Consider the following 18,464-nt stretch of genomic DNA (forward strand, 5'->3'; position numbering starts at 1 on the left):
GCTGCACCTGACGGTGTCAGAGCGGACCTTTCTTTACGATACTTCGGGGCTCACGCGATATGAGTGAACTGGCTTATAACCTGCTGACCGAACCCTTGGTCGATACCGACCAAGGGCTGCTTACGCTGCCCGGTGTGTTTGCGGCGATGACGCGAGGGGATCTCACGCAGTTTGACGCATTGCGCCCGCATCAACGCCCGGCATGGCACATGTTTCTTGTGCAACTGGGGGTGCTCGCGCTGGATGCAGGGGGGCTGCGCGATCTGCCGGAGGACGAAGCCACATGGCGTCAGCTTCTGCGCGGATTGAACGCCGATCATCCTGATGACGCGCCGTGGTGCCTGATCGCCCCCGAAGAAACTCCGGCATTTCTGCAACCGCCTTGGCCTAAGACCCCGGTGAAATCCGACACCGTCAGCACGCCCGACGGGCTGGATATGCTGATCACGACCCGAAACCACGATCTAAAAGTCGCCGTGGCGCAGCAGGCCCGGCCTGCGGACTGGATACACGCCTTGGTCAGTCTTCAGACGATGGAAGGCTTCAGTGGCCCGACATGGTATGGAGCCTCGCGCATGAATGGCGGCTCCTCCTCACGCGCGATGCTCACGCTGGCCCCCGCCTTGCCCGACGGCAAGACCGTGCATCCGTCCCGCTGGTGGCAGCGCGACACCCGGCGCCTGCTGGCCGACCGAAGTGGGGTGCGCGGAATTACTCTGGTCTGGCTGAAAGACTGGCCCGACGGCGTGCAACTCCGCGTGGGGGAGGATCTCGATCCGCTCTATATCGAGATCTGCCGCCGCATTCGGATATCGCAGAACGAAGGCCGCCTACAGGCGACGAAGGCGGGCTCGAAAGCCGCGCGCATCATCAATGTCAACGGCATGACGGATGACCCCTGGGCGCCAACCAATATCGCAAAGCCCCGCTCCTTCACGTTGGGCGACGGTGGCGAGTTTTCCTATGTGCGGCTGTGTGACCTGCTGTATTCCGGGGGATGGACGCCCGCGCCGCTGTGTAAGCCGGCCGAGGGCGACAGTCAGGACATGCTGCTGGTCGCGGAGGCCTTCGCGCGCGGCAATTCCAAGACCGGAGGCTTCCGCTCACGCGTGGTGCCCATATCCCGGTCGGTGGTCAAAGGGCTGCTTGGTGAAATCGCGACCGATCAAAGCGCCCTGCTCATCGAAGATATCCGACGGATCGACAGGGCGCTGCGCAGCGGGCTGGCCCTGATGGCCGCCAATGGTCTGCGCGATGCCGTGGGACCGGACCACTACGCCCGCACCCGTGCTGGCCGGGCGCGGCTCGATCAGGAAGCCGACGCCATGTTTTTCCCCGTGCTGTGGCGAATGCTCGATGCACCTAGTTCAGAGGCGCGGCTACAGATCCGCGCACAGTTCATGCTGGATCTGGCGGAGCGGGCCCGCCGCATTTTTCGCGAGGCCTTGCCCGCCATCCCCTCCACCGCCGTATTCCGCCCCCGCGCGAAGGCCCGCGCCACGGCACAACTGGACCGTGGGCTGCACCTCGCCCTGAAATACAGCGGCCTGATCGATCATCTACCGGACCTCAATCAAAAGGAACCCGAGCATGGCTGACGCCACCCTGCAGACCGGACAGCAATCGGATGTTGCCAGCCGCGCGCTGACGATTGCGCAGGCGCTTGCCCATGCCAGCACCCGCGAGAGGGCCGAGACACGCCGCATGGGGGATGAAGGCGCGCCCTTTTTCTGGCGGATGCCTGCCCGGCTGGGCCTGCGCCCTGACGAAGAACGCGCTTGGCTGGTCTTCACCCGGATGGCCGCATTGCTGACCCCGTCCACCGCAACGGCAACCTTCCACGACCGGAACCGACCCTTGGGCGCGGTGCTGGCGGATGGGGGTGCGCCGGGCGGGCGTCTTGAGCAACCGGTGGTATCGGAAGCGCGGTTGGCGCGCCTGCTGGCCGCGCGGGGCGATTTGCGTCTGTCGGCGCTGGAGCGGGCCGTACGTGCCATCTGCCGGGAAACCCGCGCACTCGACGCCGCCAGCCTCGCCTGGGCCGTCATCAACCCGGACGGCAGGCAGATTGCCCGAGACTATTACCGCCGACTGGATGGCGGCGCCCCTGTGACCAAGGACTGACACATGACCCAATCCCGTTTCTTGCAGATCCATTTCCTTGCGCCCTACACGGCGGCTCTTCTGAACCGCGACGATGCGGGGCTGGCCAAGCGGCTGCCCTTTGGCGGGCATCTCCGCACGCGGGTCAGCTCGCAATGTCTCAAGCGCCACTGGCGCATTGCGGACGATCCGCATGGGCTGCACACGATCACGGGGGCCGAGCCAGCCTATCGGTCTCGCGAGATCGTCGAGCGCAAGGTGTTCGCCGGGTGGGCGAGCGACGTTGACGACGCCGTGCTGTCCGAAATCAAGCGCGCCGTCCTGATCGCCGTCTACGGAGACAAGGCCGAGGCCAAGAAATCCCGCCAAACCCTGCTGATCGGCGCGCCCGAGGTCAATTACCTCTCCACCGAGGCCCAGCGTCTGGTCGCCGAAGCGGCGGGCGATGGCAAACAGGCGAAAACCTTGGCCGACGAATGGCTGAAAACCCATAAGCAGAACCTTAAGGCGATGAGCGCCGGGGCCAAGCTGCCTGCCGGGCTGACCGGCGCACTGTTTGGCCGGATGGTCACATCGGACCCCCGCGCCAATATCGACGCGGCACTGCATGTCGCCCATGCCTTCACCGTCCATGCCGAAGAGGCCGAGAGCGATTACTTTGTCGCGGTCGATGACCTTGCGCAGGACGAAGACAGCGGCGCCGACACGATCCAGGAAACCGAACTTACCTCCGGATTGTTCTACGGCTATGTGGTCGTCGATCTGACAGCGCTTGCCCGCAACATCGGCGACGATGCACTGGCCGCCGAGGTGCTGCACAACCTTGTCTACTTGATCGCGGAAGTGTCACCGGGGGCGAAGCTCGGCTCCACTGCGCCTTACAGCCGGGCCTCGTTCATGCTGGTCGAGGCAGGCAACCGTCAGCCCCGCACGCTTGCCGATGCATTCCGAACGCCATGCCGCGCCCAGACAGCCGAAGCTATCGGCGCGCTTTGCGATCATTTGCAGGCGCTCGACACGGCATATGACACCGGCGAAACCCGCCATGTCATGAGCCTGTCAAACCGCGCGGTGCCCGGCGCCACCGCTGGTAGCCTCAAGGATCTGGCGAGCTTCGCGAAAACGCTCGCGGTGCGAGAGCCTGCCTGATGCAGGAGTGGTTGCATCTGACCCTGCGCGCGCCGCTGATGTCCTTTGGCGGCGTTGCGATTGACCATCTGGGTCCGACCCGCGATTTTCCGTCGCTGTCCGCGATTACGGGATTGCTGGCCAATGCGCTGGGCTATGACCGGAGCGAAGACGACAGGTTGCAGGCGTTGCAGGATCGCCTGATCTTTGGCGCGCTGATCGTGCAGGAAGGGAGCCGGATTACGGACAACCAGAGCGCTCGCGTCTATGACAAGGAGCCGGGCTGGACCACCTTCGGTCAGCCGGAAATACGCAATAGCGGTCCATCCTAAAGCAACCCCGCGCTGCCCGAACAGACCGGCAATCAGGCCGGGCGCAAATGGCTGACCCATCGCCGCAGCCGGGATTACCTCGCCGATCACGAGGTCCGGATCGCGCTGCGGCTCACCGGCGAGGGCGATCCGACATTGCAGGCCCTGCGCGACGCGCTGCAATGTCCGGCGCGGCCATTGTTCATCGGGCGCAAGCCCTGCCTGCCAAGCGTGCCGGTCCTGACCGGAGACCTGAGCGCGGAAACGGTGCTGGACGCGCTGCGCGCCATCGGCCTGCCCGGTCGTGCACTCTGGCCCGGCGGAGACACGGGCCACGACCTGCCCCCCGGCGCCATGCACTACGACCTGCCGGATCTGCGCCACTGGGCCAGCGGCCTGCATACCGGCCACCGCGATGTCATCGAGGAGGACATCACATGACCCTGCACCTCATCCACCTGCCGATTGACCTGCGCGCGCTTCACGCTTGGGGCGAGGCCCGCGGCGTGGGCAAGGGCATCTTTGACGAAGGGCTCGCGCTGCATCATCTGCTTGGCGAAACGTTTGGCGCGGCGGTGCTTCAGCCCTTTCGCCTGATGGTGGCACCACGCGCGCGCAGCGGCGCGCTTTACGCCTATGCCGCGCAGTCAGCCGAGGATCTGGCAACAACGGCGCAGACCATCATTGACCCCGCCGCCAGTGCCGCCATCGCGCTTGAACAGATGCGCTCGCATCCCCGACCCGAAGCCAGTTGGACACGCGGTCAGCGTCTGGGCTTCGATGTGCGGGTGCGACCGACCGTGCGCCTTGCCTCACCGCTTACCGTCGGGCGCGAGACGTTCCGCAAGGGCGCCGAGGTCGACGCCTATCTGGCACATGTCGCCCGCAGCGATGACACGGCTGAACGCGCGGCGGTGTATTTCGATTGGCTCGCCGCGCGGTTTGCCGGTGTCGCGGAACTGGAGGCCGATCTGACCCGTCTTGCGCGCTACGAACGACGCCGGATCGTCCGCAATGGGCGGGTCGCCGAAGGGCCGGACGCCACGTTCCACGGCACGCTGACCATCGACAATCCCGCAGCATTCGCACGATTTCTGGCACGGGGCGTGGGGCGCCACACGACCTATGGTTACGGGATGCTGATGTTGCGACCGCCCGGTAAAACGGGGCAGGCGAAAACAGGCACGGCGGCATGACATGCTGAAAGGTCGGCTGGGTCTTGAAAGCTCCAAGGTGCCCCATGTCGACCGCGTCGGGTGTCTCTACCTTGCGCGCGGGGCGCTGGTCGCGCGCAACGGCACGCTCGGCTTCACCCAAGGCACCCCCACAGCCGCCGACGCATTGAGCGCGGGTGAATACGACATCCCCTTGCAGGGCGTTTCGATCATCCTGCTCGGCCCCGGCTCCACTGTCAGCCACGATGCGCTCAGACTACTGGCCCATGCCCGCACCGCTCTTGCCGCCGTCGGCGAAGACGGTGTTCGGATGTATACGGCCCCGCCGATCATCGCGGACCGATCCGGTCTGGCACGCCTGCAGGCCCGGATCTGGGCGGATGACGATCTGCGCATAATGACGGCCCGGCGGATGTATGCGCTTCGACTGGGAGAGGTGCTGCCCCATCGCGACCTCAATGTTCTGCGCGGCATCGAAGGCGCGAGGGTCAAGGAAAGCTATGCGATCTGGGCCCAGCGCATCGGCATCGATTGGCAGGGCCGCCGCTACGACCGCACCGCCCCGATGAGCGCGGACCTTCCCAATCAGGCGCTCAATCACGCCGCGAGCGCCGTCGAAGCCGCCGCCGCGATAGCCGTCTGCGCCACATCCACCATTCCGCAACTGGGATTCATCCACGAAGACCCCGGCCAGTCATTCGTGCTCGACATTGCGGATCTCTATCGCGACACCATCACCATCGCGTGCGCGTTCAAGGCCGCCAAGCAGGTCATCGACACCCCCACCGAAAACATCGAGCGCGTCACCCGCCGCCTGACCGGGCGCGAATTGGCCAAGCGCAAGATCGTCCCTGATATGATCGAACGCATCAAGGCGCTGATCGAGGGCCGCGATTGATGCCCCTCACCGTAGTCGTCACCCGCAATGTCGAAAGCCGCTATCGTGGGTTCCTGACCTCGGTCATGCTCGAAGTGTCCGCCGGGGTCTATGTGGCCCCGAACATGTCTCACGGAGTGCGCGACAGGACATGGTCGGTGATCAGCGATTGGTGGGCCACCGGGACGCCACCAAAATCACGAAATTGGAAGCCATGGACGATCAATGTGGCAACCATCGCCCCGAGGCACTGAGATACAGAACATCCTAATGGCGATCCCTTGAGGACTCGAACCCCAAACCTGCTGATTAGAAGTCAGCTGCTCTATCCAGTTGAGCTAAGGGACCGCTGAGCGGCGTTTTGCGGCAAGCTTTCGCTCGGTGCAAGGAAAAGCTGGAACCGTGGCCCCCACGGCCCGGTTGGGGGATTGAACCATTGGAGAGGGGATTACCCATGACTTGTCGCACTGTGACCGCCGGGGCCTTCGGGGCATTGCTGGCGGGGTCTTTGTCCATGACGCCGCTCTGGGCGCAGGACGCGCGCGCCGAGGCGGAGGTCGATGCCGCGCCCGCCGCAGGCGCGGAGCAAACCGTCGCGCCAAATTCCGAAGGGGCCGAGCCAGCGATGCCCGCAGGCGACGTGATCCGGGTCGGCATTGCCGAAGTCTCGGACACGGATGGCAGCAGCTTGGGCGACGTGCGGGTCGAGGAAACGGCCTCCGGGCAGGTGCTGGTGTCGATCGCATTGGAGGGCCTGCCCGCTGGGCCGCATGGGATGCATATCCATGAAACCGGCGATTGCACCGCGGAGGATTTCAGCTCGGCCGAGGGGCATCTGGCCGGGGGTGCCGAGCATGGCGTGATGGTCGAGGGTGGCCCGCATCCCGGCGACTTGCCCAACATCTCGGTGGGCGAGGATGGCACCGCGACATTTGATGTGTTCAAGGCGGATCTGACATTTGATCTGATGGATGATGCGGATGGCGCCGCATTCATCGTGCATGACGGACCCGACGATTACGTCAGCCAACCTTCGGGCGATGCGGGTGACCGGATTGCCTGTGGCACGTTTGAGTTCCGGACCGAATAAGCCATAGCTGCACGACAATCATAGCTACACGACAGTGCGGAAACCGGCCTGCGGGATCGCGGGCCGGTTTTTCCTTGCCGTTCGCGGCGTGATTGGCTAGCCCCGCGCCTCTGCCCGATCACAGGACTTGTCAGATGCCCGGCCCGACTCTCGCTATCGATTTCGGCACTTCCAATTCCGCCGCTGCGATCTTGGAGGACGGCGCGCCGCGACGTCTGGCTTTGGAGCCGGGGGCCGAAACGCTGCCGACGGCGGTGTTCTTTCCGGCCAATCGGGGGCCGATGCGGATCGGCGCGGCGGCGGCCTCTGCGCTGATCGACGGCGAAGAAGGCCGCTACATGCGGGCGCTCAAAACTGTGCTGGGCACCGCCTTGCTGCATGAAACGCGCCTGATTGGTGGCAAGCGGCGCAGTCTGGCCGAGGTGATCACCGAATTCCTGATCGAGATCCGCAAGCGCGCCGAGGCTGCCAGCGGCGCGCAGTTTACCAGCGTTCTGTCGGGGCGGCCTGTGCATTTCCATTCCGCCGACCCGGCCCGGGACGCTCAGGCCGAGGCCGACCTGCGCGCCTGCTACCATGCGGCCGGGTTCGACACCGTGGCGTTCCTCCCCGAACCCGAAGCCGCCGCATTGGCCAATCACGCGCAGACCCGCGATGCCACTGCGGGCTCGGAAACCGGCCTGATCGTGGATATCGGCGGCGGCACCTCGGATTTCACTGCCTTCCGGATCGAAGCCGGGCAGATCCGCATTCTCGCCAATCACGGCATCCGGCTGGGCGGCACCGATTTCGACCATGCCGTGTCCATGGATCACGCGATGCCGTTGCTGGGACTGGGCGGTCAGTTGCACCGCAGTCTGGGCGAGGGTCTGCTGCCGGTGCCAAAGGCGATCTATGTCGAATTGTCGAGCTGGGCCAAGATCCCGTTCCTATACACCCCCGACACCCGACGTGCGGTGGCTGATCTGGTCAAGCATGCGGAGGATCGGCCCGCGATGGAGCGGCTGGCCACGGTGATCGAGGATGAACTTGGCCATGAGCTGGCCTTTGCTGTCGAGGCCGGAAAGATCGCAGCCAATGGGCGCGGAGCGGGCCCTGCGGCGTCTATCGATATGGGCATGATCGGGGCGGGCCTGTCCGCGCCCGTGACGCCCGCGTCTCTCGACGCCTCGCTATCTGGGTTCCGGGCCGCCCTGCGGCAGACGATGCAGGAAACGCTGAACCATGCCGGGCTGGCGGCGGCGGATGTCAGCCGGATTGTTCTGGTGGGCGGTTCCAGCCTGATGGGGATGGTGGCGCAGGAAGCGCAGACATTGCTGCCGCACGCGAACCTGCACCGGTCGGAGGCCTTCACGGCGGTGGTCGATGGGCTTGCGGTGGCAACGGCGGGCTGATCCCGCCAGACGGCAACGCAAAAGGGCCCGCACGTTGTGCGAGCCCTTTGTCTGTCTCGGCTGTTCTTATTCGGCGGGCGTGGCCTCGGCCCGATGCTCGGCCGCGGTTGGCCGCGCTTCGATCAGCAGCGAAACCAGCGCCCCCGCGAGCAGCGACCAGAACGGCGCGCTGATGCTGAAGAACGAAATGTTCGACATCGCCACGATCAGGGCCACGAAGGCGCCGATCTGATAGCCTGCCTTGCGGTCGAACGCCGCCTGAAACGCGCTCAGCAGAACGGTGATCATCGCAAGTCCCGCGACCGCGCCGATCAGCGGGCCGGGCAGCGCCATGATGAGCGGCACCGCCACCCCGGCAAAGATACCGAAAGCCGCAAACAGAATGCCGTTCAGCACGGTGGCGGCGTAGCGGCCTTCACGGTCCTCACCGGCCTGATCGGACGAACAGATCGCCGTCATCGGGCCCGCGATATTGGCGTTATGGCCCCCGATAAAGCCTGCGGCAATGCCGCCAAGGCCTGAGATCACGGTCATCGCGTTGATCGGCGGGCGGTAACCTTCGGCGTAGAGCACCCCGATCGCCTGCGCGTTTTCGGCCCCGATCACCAGCACTGCGAGCGGCACCGCGATGGCGAGGAAGGCGTCAAGCGTGAAGACCGGCGCGGTGAACTCCGGCGCCACGAAGGAGATGACCTGCTCACCGCCGCCAAAGCTGCCGGTCAGGGCGACCGCGATCAGGCCGACCACCAACGCCGACAGCACCGGCGGCACCGTTTTCAGGAACCGCATCGACAGGAAGAACGCCAGCGTAGCCGAGCCTACGACGATGGGCAGTTTCTCGATCGAGGTGACCGCCCCGATCCCGAAGCGGATCAGCGCGCCTGCGATCATCGCCATGACAATGGGCATGGGCAGCCAACGCATGACCCGTCCGATCACCCCGGTGATGCCCAGCAGGAATACCATCAGACCAGCCATGAGGAACGCCCCCACCGCCTGCTCGAACGGGAAGATCGCCAGCGCCCCGGCGACCAGCGCCGCGCCGGGGATCGAATAGGCCCCGGTGACCGGGATCTTGTAATAGAGCGCCATAATCAGGCTGATGAGACCGCCGAGCCCGTAGATCGCCAGCAGCCATGCAACGGTCTGGCCTTCGGTCAGGTTGCCGCCTTTGGCCGCGCCGATCACGATCAGCGCCGGTCCGGAGCAGCCGAAAATCGCGGCCACGACGCCGGCACTGGCGGTCTTGATGCCCAGATGCTTCCCCAGATCGCCAAGGCCGGCGCCGAAGCCCGGACCCTTCTCGATCCATCTGCTTTGTTTATGTTCCATGTTTTCCTCCCTCTTCTTCGCTAGATCGCTGTTCAGCGACCGGTAAACTGTGGTTTGCGCTTCTCGTGGAACGCCTCGACGCCCTCGCGGAAATCGTCGGACTGGCGCAGGCGGCTGTAGTTCAAGCCTTCCAGTTCGATGGCGGTGGTCAGCAGCGCGTCCTCGGTATCGTTGAGCAGCTTCTTGGCCGTGCGCTGCGCCATCGGGGAGAAGCCGCGCAACTCTGTCACCAGATCGGACACGACCTGTTCCAGATCGGCATCGGGCACACATTCGGTGGCAATGCCCCAGTCCAGCGCCTGCTGGCCCGCGATCCGTTTGGACCGCATCACGATGTCCTTGGTGCGGGTGACCCCCACGATTTTCTGCAACCGGGCGGAGCCGCCGGAGCCGGGGATCTGCCCCAGTTTCTGTTCAGGCAGCGCGTAGCGGCAGGTTTCCGACACGATGCGGAAGTCACAGGCCAGCGACAGTTCGAACCCGACACCAAAGGTGAAGCCGCGATTGGCCGCGATCACCGGCTTGGTGCAGCGTGCGGGCGCGGCGACATTCCATGCGAGCTTCGACACATGTTCGGGCGTCGCTTCGAGGAAGCCTTTGATATTGCCGCCGGAGGAGAAATGCTCCCCCGCGCCGGACAGCACGATGATACGCACGCGGTCGTCTTCGTCCAACGCTTCGAACACCAGCCGCAGCTGATCGCGGGCCTCCATCGAGATCACGTTATAGGGCGGGCGATCCAGCACAATATCGGCACGCTCGTTGGCGGCATCGAGGGTGACGCGGAAGCCGTCGAGTTCGGCAAGGCGCGGATCGCTGAAGGTCAGGCCTTCGGTCATGGGGGTGGTCCTTTCGGTTGTCGTTCGGGGGTCTCAGGCGCCTGCCGTTTCCGGCTGCTCGGGCTGGTAGTCACCAGCGACAAGCAGACGGCGCAGCAGCTTGCCCACCGGAGAGCGGGGCAGTTCGCGCACAAAGACGTATTTGCGGGGACGTCGGAAATTCGACAGCTCAGAGGCACGGCAATGCGCGTCGAGGTCTTCCTCGGTCACATCGCCACTGCGTTTGACGAAGGCGGTCACCACCTTGCCCCAGCGCGGGTCGGGCAGGCCAACCACGGCCACCTCGGCCACGCCTGGGTGCAGAGACAGGCAGCTTTCGACCTCGACGGGGGAGACGTTCTCGCCGCCGGTGATGATCATGTCGTCGGTGCGCCCGGTGACGAACAGGTCGCCATCCTCGTCGATCAGGCCGCAGTCGCCGGTAAAATACCATCCCTCATGGATCGCCTTGGCATCCGCTTCGGGGCGGTTCCAGTAGCCTTCGAATGCCTCGTCGCCCTGCATCGTGGCGATGATCTGACCCTCTTCTCCGGGGGCGGCTTGTGCATTGGGATCGGTGCTGTCGAGAGGCACGACGCGAATGCGCTGGTTGAGCGCCGCACGCCCGGCCGAGCCGGGCTTCGCTGCCGCATCCTGACAGATGGTGAAGGTGTAAATCTCGGACGAGCCGTAGTGATTGACGAAAAGCTCTGGCTTGAAGGCCTCGGACAGCTTTTTCAGCAGACCATCGGTCATCGACGCGCCGGCAAAGCCCAGCTTGGTCACGCTGGCGACCCGCGCGGGCGAAAACTCGGCATGATGCACGATGTCGTGGTAGAGCGTCGGCACAAGGTACAGGTTGGTCACGCCGTGCCGTTCGATCGCGGCCAGCGCACCGGGCACGTCAAACCGTGGCAGGCAAACGAACCCGCCCCCGATCAGCGCCGAGGACAGCAGCGAGCGCACGCCCATCGTATGATAAAGCGGCATGACGCCGAGCGTCCGCTCCCCGTGGCGGTAGAGGTTCTGCGCCACATGGGCCACCGCGCCCGCCCGTTCGGCGCGATGACGGCGTGGCACGCCCTTGGGTTTCGACGTCGTGCCGGAGGTATAGAGCATCAGGGAAATGTCATCGGCACGCGCCTGCGGAATCGCATCGGCGGCGGACCCGTCCAGCATCTCCGCCAGTCCGCCTGCCCCGTCCAGCGGCACGGTGGGAAGCGTCGGTGCGATTTGCGAGCCCGCGACGGCCTCGGCCACCGACCCGTCATGAAACAGCGCCTTCGCGCCGCTATCGGACAGCGCGTGATCCAGTTCTTCGGGCGTGACGCGCCAATTGACCGGCGTAATGATGATGCCCGCCAACTGACAGGCCCAGTGCAGCGACGCATTGTGCCAGCGGTTTTGCATCCCAGTGACCAAGTGATCACCCTTGCGCAGGCCCATCTGGCCCAGCGCGTCAGTCAACGCGCTGATGCGTGTGAACCATTCGGCGTAGCTGAGCGACAGGTCGCCATCTGCAATGGCCAGCGCGCGGGGATCGCGTTCCACCGCAGCAAGAAAGCTCGTTCCCAGGTCAAGCATCAGTCGTTCCTCCCTTGATGCGATCGCGTGCGGCGAGAGCCGCCCGCACGATGGGCGTGTATCCGGTGCACCGGCACAGATGGCCCGACAGCGTGTCCCGTATCGCGGCCTCGTCGGCATCCGGGTCGGCCGCGAACAGCGCGTCGAGACTCATCAGGATGCCAGCGGTGCAAAAGCCGCATTGCAGGGCGAAATGTTCGCGGAACGCGGCCTGAAGCGGCGACAGCGCGCCATCGCCCGCATCCGCCAGCCCCTCGACCGTGCGCAGATCACAGCCTTCGGCCTGAACGGCGAGGGTCAGGCAGGCGCGCGCGGGCACCCCGTCGATCAGCACCGTGCAGGCCCCGCAAACGCCGTGCTCACAGCCGACATGGGTGCCGGTGGCGCCGACATCGTGGCGCAGCACGTCGCTCAGCAGCATGCGGGGATGTGCCTCGGCGGTGGTGTCGCGGCCATTCAGGCGGAATTGCACGCGGGCGGTTTCAGTGGCACTCAGGCGCGGCATGACAGGGCCTCCTCGATGGTCTTGCGGCCCAGACGGCGCACCAGTTCCCGGCGGTAGCGGGCGGTGGCATGCAGATCGTCGCGCGCGCCAAGGCTCCATGCGAATTCATTCAGCTGGTCGTCGCGTGTGGCGGGATCGGCGGCGGCGTCGGCGGCAAGCTCAAGCAGACGCGGCGTATCGGCGACGCCGCCCACCCCCAGCGTCACCGCGCCATCCGCCCCGGCCTTCGCGGCGCAGGAGACGATGGCGAAATCCCCGTGCCGCCGCGCCACCTCGGCAAAGGCATGACCTTCGCCGGGCCGGGCCTGCGGCAGGCTCAACGCGGCAATCATTTCCCCCGGCGCGACATCCGTAGACATCATACCAAGGAAGAACTCCTCCGCCGGAACCTCCCGCGTGCGGCGGTGGCGGCGCAGGATCACCGTCCCACCCAGCACCAGCAGGCACAGCGGCAGTTCAGCGCTGGGGTCGGCATGCGCGACGGATCCGCAGACCGTGCCCCGGCTGCGGGTCTGCATATGCCCGACCCACGGCAACGCAGCGTGGATCAGCGGCAGGGTCACAGCCAGATCGGGCCACGCCGCCAATTCGGCCTGGCGCACGGCGGCCCCGATGGTGACCGCCCCATTTGCGCTCTCGATCCGGCGCAATTCCTCGATCCGGGAGATGTCCACTAGCGTCGCGGGAGTGGCGAGCCGCATGTTCAGCATCGGCACTAAAGACTGCCCCCCGGCGATGACTCGCGCGGCGTCGCCGCCCTCACGCAGGGCGGCCAGCGCCTCGGCCATGTCGCGCGCGGCGACGAAATCGAACGAAGCGGGCTTCATGACCGGCCTCCCTTCAGCAGAGTAGCAAGCGTTGCGCGCCCGCCCGCGACCGCGCGGCGCACGCGGCCCAGCGGACCCGAGCCACCGCCACCGCCGCCCGCATGACGGGCAAGCGCGCGGAAAAATTCCCCGATCACGACCTTGGCCGCGCCATCAAGGAGCCGCCCGCCGACAGACGCGACCTTGCCGCCGATTTCGGCCTCGTAGACATAGGCGATCTCGGTGCCTTCAGGCGTTTCGGTCAGCGTGATGCGGCCCGAGCCCTGCCCGGTGCCCAGACCGCCGACCGCCTTGCCCGACAGGGTCAGCGCGTTGGGCGGGTCCAGATCGGAGAGGTTGATTTCAGCCTTATAGCGGCCCTTCACCGGGCCGACGCCAAGCGTGACATCGGCCTTGAATGAGGTATCGGAGACCTTCTCGATGCCATGCGCGCCGGGAACGATCGCCTCCAGCGTGGCCGGGTCCAGCACCATGTCCCAGACCGCCTGACGCGACGCGGCAACCACGGCCCGGCCTTCGCCGGTCAACTTGCGCCCGCCCGCGCTACTGGCCTGCGGCGCGGGGTCGGCCTGCGGATTGCGCGATTGCGGCTCCTCGGCAAAGACCAACGGCGCAAGTTTGCTCGCCGTCAGCGGCAGGGTCAGATCAGGCCCGTGGGTCGCATCTTCGACAGGCGACAGCGCGTCCGCCACGGCATTGGCGATGCAGACCGGCGTGGACATGCAATTGCCCTCGCCCACGCCCTTGGCGCCCGTCGGGGTAAAGGGCGACGGGGTTTCATGGTGCAGGATCTGCGGCTCCGGCACCTCCATCACCGTCGGCATCAGGTAATCGGCCAGCGTTCCGGCCTGAAAGCTGCCATCCGCGCCATAGGCGTATTCTTCAAGGAACGCCGCGCCCACCGCCTGCGCGAAGCCCCCGCGGACCTGTCCGTCCACCATCGCGGGATGCAGGATGCGTCCGCAGTCATGCATGGTGACATAGGCGTCGATGCGCGGCTCTGCGGTGTCGCGGTCAATCTCGACCCCGCAGAAATCAAAGATAAACCCATGACAGAGCGACGAATTGACCCCGTCCTCGCTATCGGGCGCCTGCAATTGGTCCGGGGTCCAGAATACCGTTTCGCGGATGGTCTGGTCGACCCCGTCGGGCAGGGTGCCCGGTGCCCAATGCGCCGCCGCAGCCACTCTTGCGAAGGAAACAGAATTGTCAGGATTGCCGCTGTCCACCACGCGCCCGTTGCGGAATGCCACGTCCTCAGCTGTCAGGTTCAACTGCTGCGCTGCGACGCGGGCGAGCTTGGCACGCAGCCGCTGCGCCGCGATCTTGGCCGCGCCGGTCACGGCTGGGGCGAAGCGCGAAGCATAGTTGCCCGACGCGATGGACCACGCGTCGCGCATTGTGTCCACATCGGCAAGCACGCGCACGCTGTCGAAGGGCACGCCCAATTCATCCGCCACGACCTGCGCCAGAACCGTGCGATGGCCCTGGCCCTGCGGCACTGAGGCAACCTTCACCGTCACCGCGCCCAGCGGGTCGATGGCAATGGTCGCGGTCGATTGCGCACCGTTCTTGGGGCCGGCCTTGGCGCGGTCCTCCGGGGTCAGCACGGTGGTGATGTAGCCCATGTTCGACACGGACGGCTCGATCACGCAGGCATAGCCGATACCGTAGCGGCGACCCTCGGCGCGGGCGGCGTCGCGGCGCGCGATCAGGTCGGCCAGACCGCCCTCGGTCACCGCGCGGTCCAGCGCGGTCTGATAGTCGCCGGAATCGTATTGCGCGCCGGTCGCGGTGCGGTAAGGAAATGCATCGGCGGGGATCAGATTGCGGCGGATCACATCGAGTCGATCCAGCCCAAGCTGCCGTGCGATCCGGTCCACCAGCCGTTCCAGCGCGTAGTAGACCTGCGGCCCGCCAAAGCCCCGGTTCAGCCCGGTGGGTGTCTTATTGGTCAGCACCACGCGGTTGCGGATGCGGACATGGTCAATCGCGTATGCCCCGGTCATGTTGCCATGCATCCGGTAAAGCGTCGCAGGCTCCGGCGCGCGCAGATGGGCACCGCAATCTTCGACCTGATCCCAATCAAGCGCGGTGATGCGGCCCTCGGCGGTGACGGCGGCCTCCAACCGGGTGTGACGGTTTGTGGCGGAGACGCTGGCCTGCAAATGCTCCAGCCGGTCTTCGATCCACTTGACCGGCGCGCCCGCAACCCGCGCAGCGACACAGGTCAGGATCATATAGGGAAACACGCCCTGCTTGATCCCGAAGGAGCCGCCGCTGTCGGGCGGGGTGCGCAGCCGCATCCGGTTGCCGGGCACCTGCAACGCCCGCGCGACCACCGCATGAATGGAAAACGGCCCCTGAAAGTTGGCGGTGACGTCATAGGCCTCTTCGCCCGGCTCGTAACTGGCCACGACACCGTAGGTTTCGATTGGGGTGCAGGAATTGCGGGGATAATCGACCTCGATCGCGATGCGATGCGCAGCCTCGGCAAAGGCCGTATCGGGTGCGCCGTAGCTGAACCGCCGCTCGTTGATCAGGTTGGTGCCAAGGCTGGGATGCAGCACTGGCGCATCCTCGGCCAGTGCGGCAAGCGGCGCGAGCACGGCAGGCAGCGCGGTATATGCGACCTCCACCTTTTCGGCGGCGTCTTCGGCCAGATAGCGGTCACGGGCGACCACCATGACGACCGGCTCACCCACATAGCGGACCCGGTCCACAGCCATCGGCCAGCAATCGACCTGCGCCTTGACGCCCACGGTCATCGACCGCGTCAGGCGCGCGACATCGGCCCCCGTGATGACAGCCACAACGCCGGGCATGGCCCGTGCCGCATCCGTGTCCACGTTGTTGATTTCCGCATGACCATGGGGCGCGCGGACAAAGGCCAGCGCAAGCGTGCCCGGCGTGACCGGCAAGTCATCGACGAACCTCCCCCGGCCCGACAGCAATGCTGCATCTTCCACGCGCGGCACCGACCGGCCCGCGAGCGGCGCATCAACCAAACCCATGTCGTCTCCTCCCGAGATGCGATGGGCATCTCTGGCGAAGACGCTACGGGAAGGCGGCAGCCCGGCGCGATACCGTCAGGTGTCGCGACTTACCAAACCGTCTCAAAATGAGGCGGTTCGCAAACCTGCCACCGCGCGGAAGGTGCTGGGCGCGGAGCCTGCATGGTCATGGAAGAAACGCGAGAAATGCGCCGGGACTGAAAATCCTAGGTCATGGGAAATCGCGGCAAAGCTGCGGTCCTCATTGGCTACGGCAGCCACCGCGCGTTCCAGCCGCACCATGTTCAGATAGACCCGTGGCGACACACCCGTGCCCGCCTCGAAAAGCCGGAAGAAATGCGCGCGCGACAGACCGCTTTCGCGCGACAGCCAGTCCATCGACGGCACCGCACCGGGATCTTCGCGTATCACCCGCAGCGCCCGCGAAATACGGCGGTCCGGCAGGCCGACGCGCCCGGCCATGTTGCGGATCGAAGGATACGGCTCCCGCCACAGGGCCATCCGCTCCAGCGTCGAAATCATCAGCCGCCCGATCAGAGCCTCATGACCTGCGGCATCGCCGGGATCCTGTATCATCGCTTCCGCGATTTCCCGCGCCTGATTGCGCATCTGCGGCGTGATCGCCCCGCCCGGAAGCGGGAAGAAGCCGGGCGCGGCGCTGGCCTGCCAGTTGCTGCGAAACCCGCTTAGCCATTCAGGCTCGATATAAAGCGCAAGGATCACGGTCGGCGGCTGGCCCGGACGGTGTGTGTAGCTGTGATTTTCCCATGCATTGATGAGCACGGCGCTTTCGTCGGTCAGGTCGACTTTGCGCCCATCCACATCGAACTGACTGTCATGGCCTTCGACCTTCAACAGAACATGACATTGGGAATGGGCATGCCTGACCAAGGGCCGGTCCATGTCAAGGAGCGCAACCCGACCGAAGGGCCCTAGGGCGATCCTGAGTGCAGTCGACATGGACCGAGCGTAGTGAGTGCACCCGCGCCTGTCAATTTGGGCCGCGCGAGGGCTCCGGGCGCGCTGAACGGACGATACAGGCGCGGCGACACGGCCCGCGACGGAGGCTCGCATCTCCCGGCGCATTCTCTTAAGCACGGCGAAAAGACAGGAAGCAGGGCAGCAGCGCAGTGATCCGGGAAGCAACACCTTCGGCCATCTATATGGGGCTGCTTGCAGCCTTCGTCGGCTATGCCGCGTCATTTGCCATCGTTCTGGCCGGGCTTACCGCGATGGGCGGGACAGAGGCGCAGGTGGCCTCCGGGCTGTTCTTTACCACGCTCGCGATGGGCGTCTGCAGCATCTGGCTGCCCGCGGTCACCCGCATACCGGCAGCAGTGGCATGGTCGACGCCCGGCGCGGCGTTCCTTGCCTCCGCCAGCGCCTTGCCGGGCGGTTTCGCGGAGGCAATCGGCGCGACGATCATCTGCGCCGGGCTGATCGTGCTGACCGGCTTCGTGCCGGCGCTGGGCCGGGCCGTGGCTGCGATCCCAAAACCGGTCGCCAATGCCCTTCTGGCCGGGGTGCTGCTGCAACTGTGCCTCGCCCCGGCGCAGGCGCTGGGCGCGGCGCCTTTGCTGGTGACACCGCTGCTGATCGTGTGGGCGGCAGGGCTGGCGTGGCACCGGCTGGCGGCGATGCCTTTGACGATCCTTGCGTTTCTCATCATCACCTTCACCGCAGTCGACGCCCCCGGCGCAGCGTTGTCGGCCACCAGCATCGGCCTGCCCGAAATCTCGACGCTGATGCCACAGTTCACCCTGCGTGGCCTCGTGTCCGTGGCGCTTCCGCTCTACCTCGTGACCATGGCGGGGCAGAACATCCCCGGCTTCGCGGTGCTGGAATTGAATGGCTACAGGGTGGACCGGCAACCGCTGATCCGCCGCACGGGACTGGCGAGCCTGCTGATTGCGCCGTTTGGGGCGATCCCGGTCAACATGTCGGCCATCACGGCGGCGATGATGTCAGGCGAGGATGCAGGCCGCGATCCCGCCCGGCGGTATTGGGCGGGAATATTTTCAGGCATCGGCTATGTCGCGATGGCGTTCTGCGCGGAGCCGGTCGTGGCACTGACCCGCATCGCCCCGACCGAGGTCATCACCGCCGTCGCCGGTCTGGCTTTGATCCCGGCGCTGGTGTCGTCCCTTTCGGGCGCGTTTAGCGTGCCGGGCAAACTGGAAGCTCCGGCGCTGACATTCCTGTTCGCCGCCAGCGGCATGACGCTTCTGGGGGTCAGCGGCGCGTTTTGGGGCACGCTGATCGGCGTGCTGGTGTGGCTGCTGAAACGCGCCCGCTGATACGCAGAT

16 protein-coding genes, 1 tRNA gene and 1 pseudogene are annotated in these 18,464 nt (G+C 65.9%); 10 read left to right on the top strand and 8 right to left on the bottom strand.

What is annotated here, in order from left to right; genetic code table 11:
* The first annotated feature begins 59 nt into the window (after positions 1 to 59).
* The 7 genes and pseudogenes from CBW24_RS14145 (at position 60) to cas2e (ending at position 5,848) form a co-directional block, all read left to right on the top strand.
* A complete protein-coding gene (locus CBW24_RS14145) occupies positions 60 to 1,598 on the top strand; it encodes a CRISPR-associated protein Cse1 (RefSeq protein ID WP_097373937.1) in 1,539 nt (512 codons plus the stop codon).
* Complete coding sequence (locus CBW24_RS14150; RefSeq protein WP_097373938.1) at positions 1,591 to 2,124, top strand: type I-E CRISPR-associated protein Cse2/CasB; 534 nt, start codon at positions 1,591 to 1,593, stop codon at positions 2,122 to 2,124. The genes CBW24_RS14145 and CBW24_RS14150 overlap by 8 nt, the downstream gene beginning before the upstream one ends.
* A gap of 3 nt (positions 2,125 to 2,127) precedes the next feature.
* On the top strand, positions 2,128 to 3,252 hold the full coding sequence (gene cas7e, locus CBW24_RS14155; RefSeq protein WP_097373939.1) for a type I-E CRISPR-associated protein Cas7/Cse4/CasC: 1,125 nt from the start codon (positions 2,128 to 2,130) through the stop codon (positions 3,250 to 3,252).
* Positions 3,252 to 3,983 (top strand): annotated as a pseudogene (gene cas5e, locus CBW24_RS14160) (type I-E CRISPR-associated protein Cas5/CasD). The gene cas7e and the pseudogene cas5e overlap by 1 nt, the downstream one beginning before the upstream one ends.
* Positions 3,980 to 4,738: a type I-E CRISPR-associated protein Cas6/Cse3/CasE gene (locus CBW24_RS14165; RefSeq protein WP_097373940.1), complete on the top strand. Its 759-nt coding sequence runs from the start codon at positions 3,980 to 3,982 to the stop codon at positions 4,736 to 4,738. The pseudogene cas5e and the gene CBW24_RS14165 overlap by 4 nt, the downstream one beginning before the upstream one ends.
* 1 nt (position 4,739) lies before the next feature.
* Positions 4,740 to 5,615 carry a type I-E CRISPR-associated endonuclease Cas1e gene (gene cas1e, locus CBW24_RS14170; protein WP_097373941.1) on the top strand — a complete coding sequence of 292 codons (876 nt, stop codon included), beginning with the start codon at positions 4,740 to 4,742 and terminating at the stop codon, positions 5,613 to 5,615.
* Positions 5,615 to 5,848 carry a type I-E CRISPR-associated endoribonuclease Cas2e gene (gene cas2e, locus CBW24_RS14175; RefSeq protein ID WP_097373942.1) on the top strand — a complete coding sequence of 78 codons (234 nt, stop codon included), beginning with the start codon at positions 5,615 to 5,617 and terminating at the stop codon, positions 5,846 to 5,848. Before cas1e ends, cas2e begins: the two co-directional genes overlap by 1 nt.
* A 17-nt stretch (positions 5,849 to 5,865) precedes the next feature.
* Here the strand turns inward: cas2e and CBW24_RS14180 are convergent.
* Positions 5,866 to 5,942, bottom strand: a tRNA-Arg gene (locus tag CBW24_RS14180).
* Between the two features lie 106 nt (positions 5,943 to 6,048).
* Here CBW24_RS14180 and CBW24_RS14185 point away from each other — a divergent pair.
* Together CBW24_RS14185 and CBW24_RS14190 are read left to right on the top strand one after the other, a co-directional pair.
* Positions 6,049 to 6,684 (top strand): superoxide dismutase family protein, encoded by a 636-nt coding sequence (locus tag CBW24_RS14185; RefSeq protein ID WP_088662681.1) that lies wholly within the window; start codon positions 6,049 to 6,051, stop codon positions 6,682 to 6,684.
* A 134-nt stretch (positions 6,685 to 6,818) separates the two neighbouring features.
* A complete protein-coding gene (locus CBW24_RS14190) occupies positions 6,819 to 8,078 on the top strand; it encodes an Hsp70 family protein (protein WP_097373943.1) in 1,260 nt (419 codons plus the stop codon).
* A 66-nt stretch (positions 8,079 to 8,144) separates the two neighbouring features.
* On the opposite strand, the gene CBW24_RS14195 is transcribed toward CBW24_RS14190, so the two are convergent.
* From CBW24_RS14195 to CBW24_RS14225, 7 genes are all read right to left on the bottom strand, one after another.
* Complete coding sequence (locus tag CBW24_RS14195; RefSeq protein ID WP_097373944.1) at positions 8,145 to 9,410, bottom strand: benzoate/H(+) symporter BenE family transporter; 1,266 nt, start codon at positions 9,408 to 9,410, stop codon at positions 8,145 to 8,147.
* A gap of 32 nt (positions 9,411 to 9,442) precedes the next feature.
* On the bottom strand, positions 9,443 to 10,249 hold the full coding sequence (locus CBW24_RS14200; protein ID WP_097373945.1) for an enoyl-CoA hydratase/isomerase family protein: 807 nt from the start codon (positions 10,247 to 10,249) through the stop codon (positions 9,443 to 9,445).
* Between the two features lie 33 nt (positions 10,250 to 10,282).
* Positions 10,283 to 11,812, bottom strand: coding sequence for an AMP-binding protein (locus tag CBW24_RS14205; RefSeq protein WP_097373946.1), 1,530 nt, complete (start codon positions 11,810 to 11,812; stop codon positions 10,283 to 10,285).
* Positions 11,805 to 12,317, bottom strand: a complete 513-nt coding sequence (locus tag CBW24_RS14210) for a (2Fe-2S)-binding protein (RefSeq protein ID WP_097373947.1) — start codon at positions 12,315 to 12,317, stop codon at positions 11,805 to 11,807. Before CBW24_RS14210 ends, CBW24_RS14205 begins: the two co-directional genes overlap by 8 nt.
* Entirely contained in the window at positions 12,305 to 13,144 is an 840-nt protein-coding gene (locus CBW24_RS14215) for an FAD binding domain-containing protein (RefSeq protein WP_097373948.1), read from the bottom strand. The genes CBW24_RS14210 and CBW24_RS14215 overlap by 13 nt, the downstream gene beginning before the upstream one ends.
* The gene (locus CBW24_RS14220) at positions 13,141 to 16,158 is read right to left on the bottom strand and encodes a xanthine dehydrogenase family protein molybdopterin-binding subunit (RefSeq protein ID WP_097373949.1); all 3,018 of its coding nucleotides are present in this window, start codon (positions 16,156 to 16,158) and stop codon (positions 13,141 to 13,143) included. Before CBW24_RS14220 ends, CBW24_RS14215 begins: the two co-directional genes overlap by 4 nt.
* 102 nt (positions 16,159 to 16,260) lie before the next feature.
* The gene (locus CBW24_RS14225) at positions 16,261 to 17,049 is read right to left on the bottom strand and encodes an AraC family transcriptional regulator (protein ID WP_232529843.1); all 789 of its coding nucleotides are present in this window, start codon (positions 17,047 to 17,049) and stop codon (positions 16,261 to 16,263) included.
* A 272-nt stretch (positions 17,050 to 17,321) separates the two neighbouring features.
* Here CBW24_RS14225 and CBW24_RS14230 point away from each other — a divergent pair, with 272 nt between their 5' ends.
* Positions 17,322 to 18,455, top strand: a complete 1,134-nt coding sequence (locus CBW24_RS14230) for a benzoate/H(+) symporter BenE family transporter (RefSeq protein WP_097374255.1) — start codon at positions 17,322 to 17,324, stop codon at positions 18,453 to 18,455.
* Positions 18,456 to 18,464 lie beyond the last annotated feature (9 nt).

This window comes from Pacificitalea manganoxidans, from assembly GCF_002504165.1.
GTDB classification, from domain to species: domain Bacteria; phylum Pseudomonadota; class Alphaproteobacteria; order Rhodobacterales; family Rhodobacteraceae; genus Pacificitalea; species Pacificitalea manganoxidans.

Coding starts and splice junctions, on each gene's coding strand:
- CBW24_RS14145 (WP_097373937.1), top strand. CDS start 60: ATGAGTGAACTGGCTTATAACCTGCTGACCGAACCCTTGGTCGATACC.
- CBW24_RS14150 (WP_097373938.1), top strand. CDS start 1,591: ATGGCTGACGCCACCCTGCAGACCGGACAGCAATCGGATGTTGCCAGC.
- cas7e (WP_097373939.1), top strand. CDS start 2,128: ATGACCCAATCCCGTTTCTTGCAGATCCATTTCCTTGCGCCCTACACG.
- CBW24_RS14165 (WP_097373940.1), top strand. CDS start 3,980: ATGACCCTGCACCTCATCCACCTGCCGATTGACCTGCGCGCGCTTCAC.
- cas1e (WP_097373941.1), top strand. CDS start 4,740: ATGCTGAAAGGTCGGCTGGGTCTTGAAAGCTCCAAGGTGCCCCATGTC.
- cas2e (WP_097373942.1), top strand. CDS start 5,615: ATGCCCCTCACCGTAGTCGTCACCCGCAATGTCGAAAGCCGCTATCGT.
- CBW24_RS14185 (WP_088662681.1), top strand. CDS start 6,049: ATGACTTGTCGCACTGTGACCGCCGGGGCCTTCGGGGCATTGCTGGCG.
- CBW24_RS14190 (WP_097373943.1), top strand. CDS start 6,819: ATGCCCGGCCCGACTCTCGCTATCGATTTCGGCACTTCCAATTCCGCC.
- CBW24_RS14195 (WP_097373944.1), bottom strand. CDS start 9,410: ATGGAACATAAACAAAGCAGATGGATCGAGAAGGGTCCGGGCTTCGGC.
- CBW24_RS14200 (WP_097373945.1), bottom strand. CDS start 10,249: ATGACCGAAGGCCTGACCTTCAGCGATCCGCGCCTTGCCGAACTCGAC.
- CBW24_RS14205 (WP_097373946.1), bottom strand. CDS start 11,812: ATGCTTGACCTGGGAACGAGCTTTCTTGCTGCGGTGGAACGCGATCCC.
- CBW24_RS14210 (WP_097373947.1), bottom strand. CDS start 12,317: ATGCCGCGCCTGAGTGCCACTGAAACCGCCCGCGTGCAATTCCGCCTG.
- CBW24_RS14215 (WP_097373948.1), bottom strand. CDS start 13,144: ATGAAGCCCGCTTCGTTCGATTTCGTCGCCGCGCGCGACATGGCCGAG.
- CBW24_RS14220 (WP_097373949.1), bottom strand. CDS start 16,158: ATGGGTTTGGTTGATGCGCCGCTCGCGGGCCGGTCGGTGCCGCGCGTG.
- CBW24_RS14230 (WP_097374255.1), top strand. CDS start 17,322: ATGGGGCTGCTTGCAGCCTTCGTCGGCTATGCCGCGTCATTTGCCATC.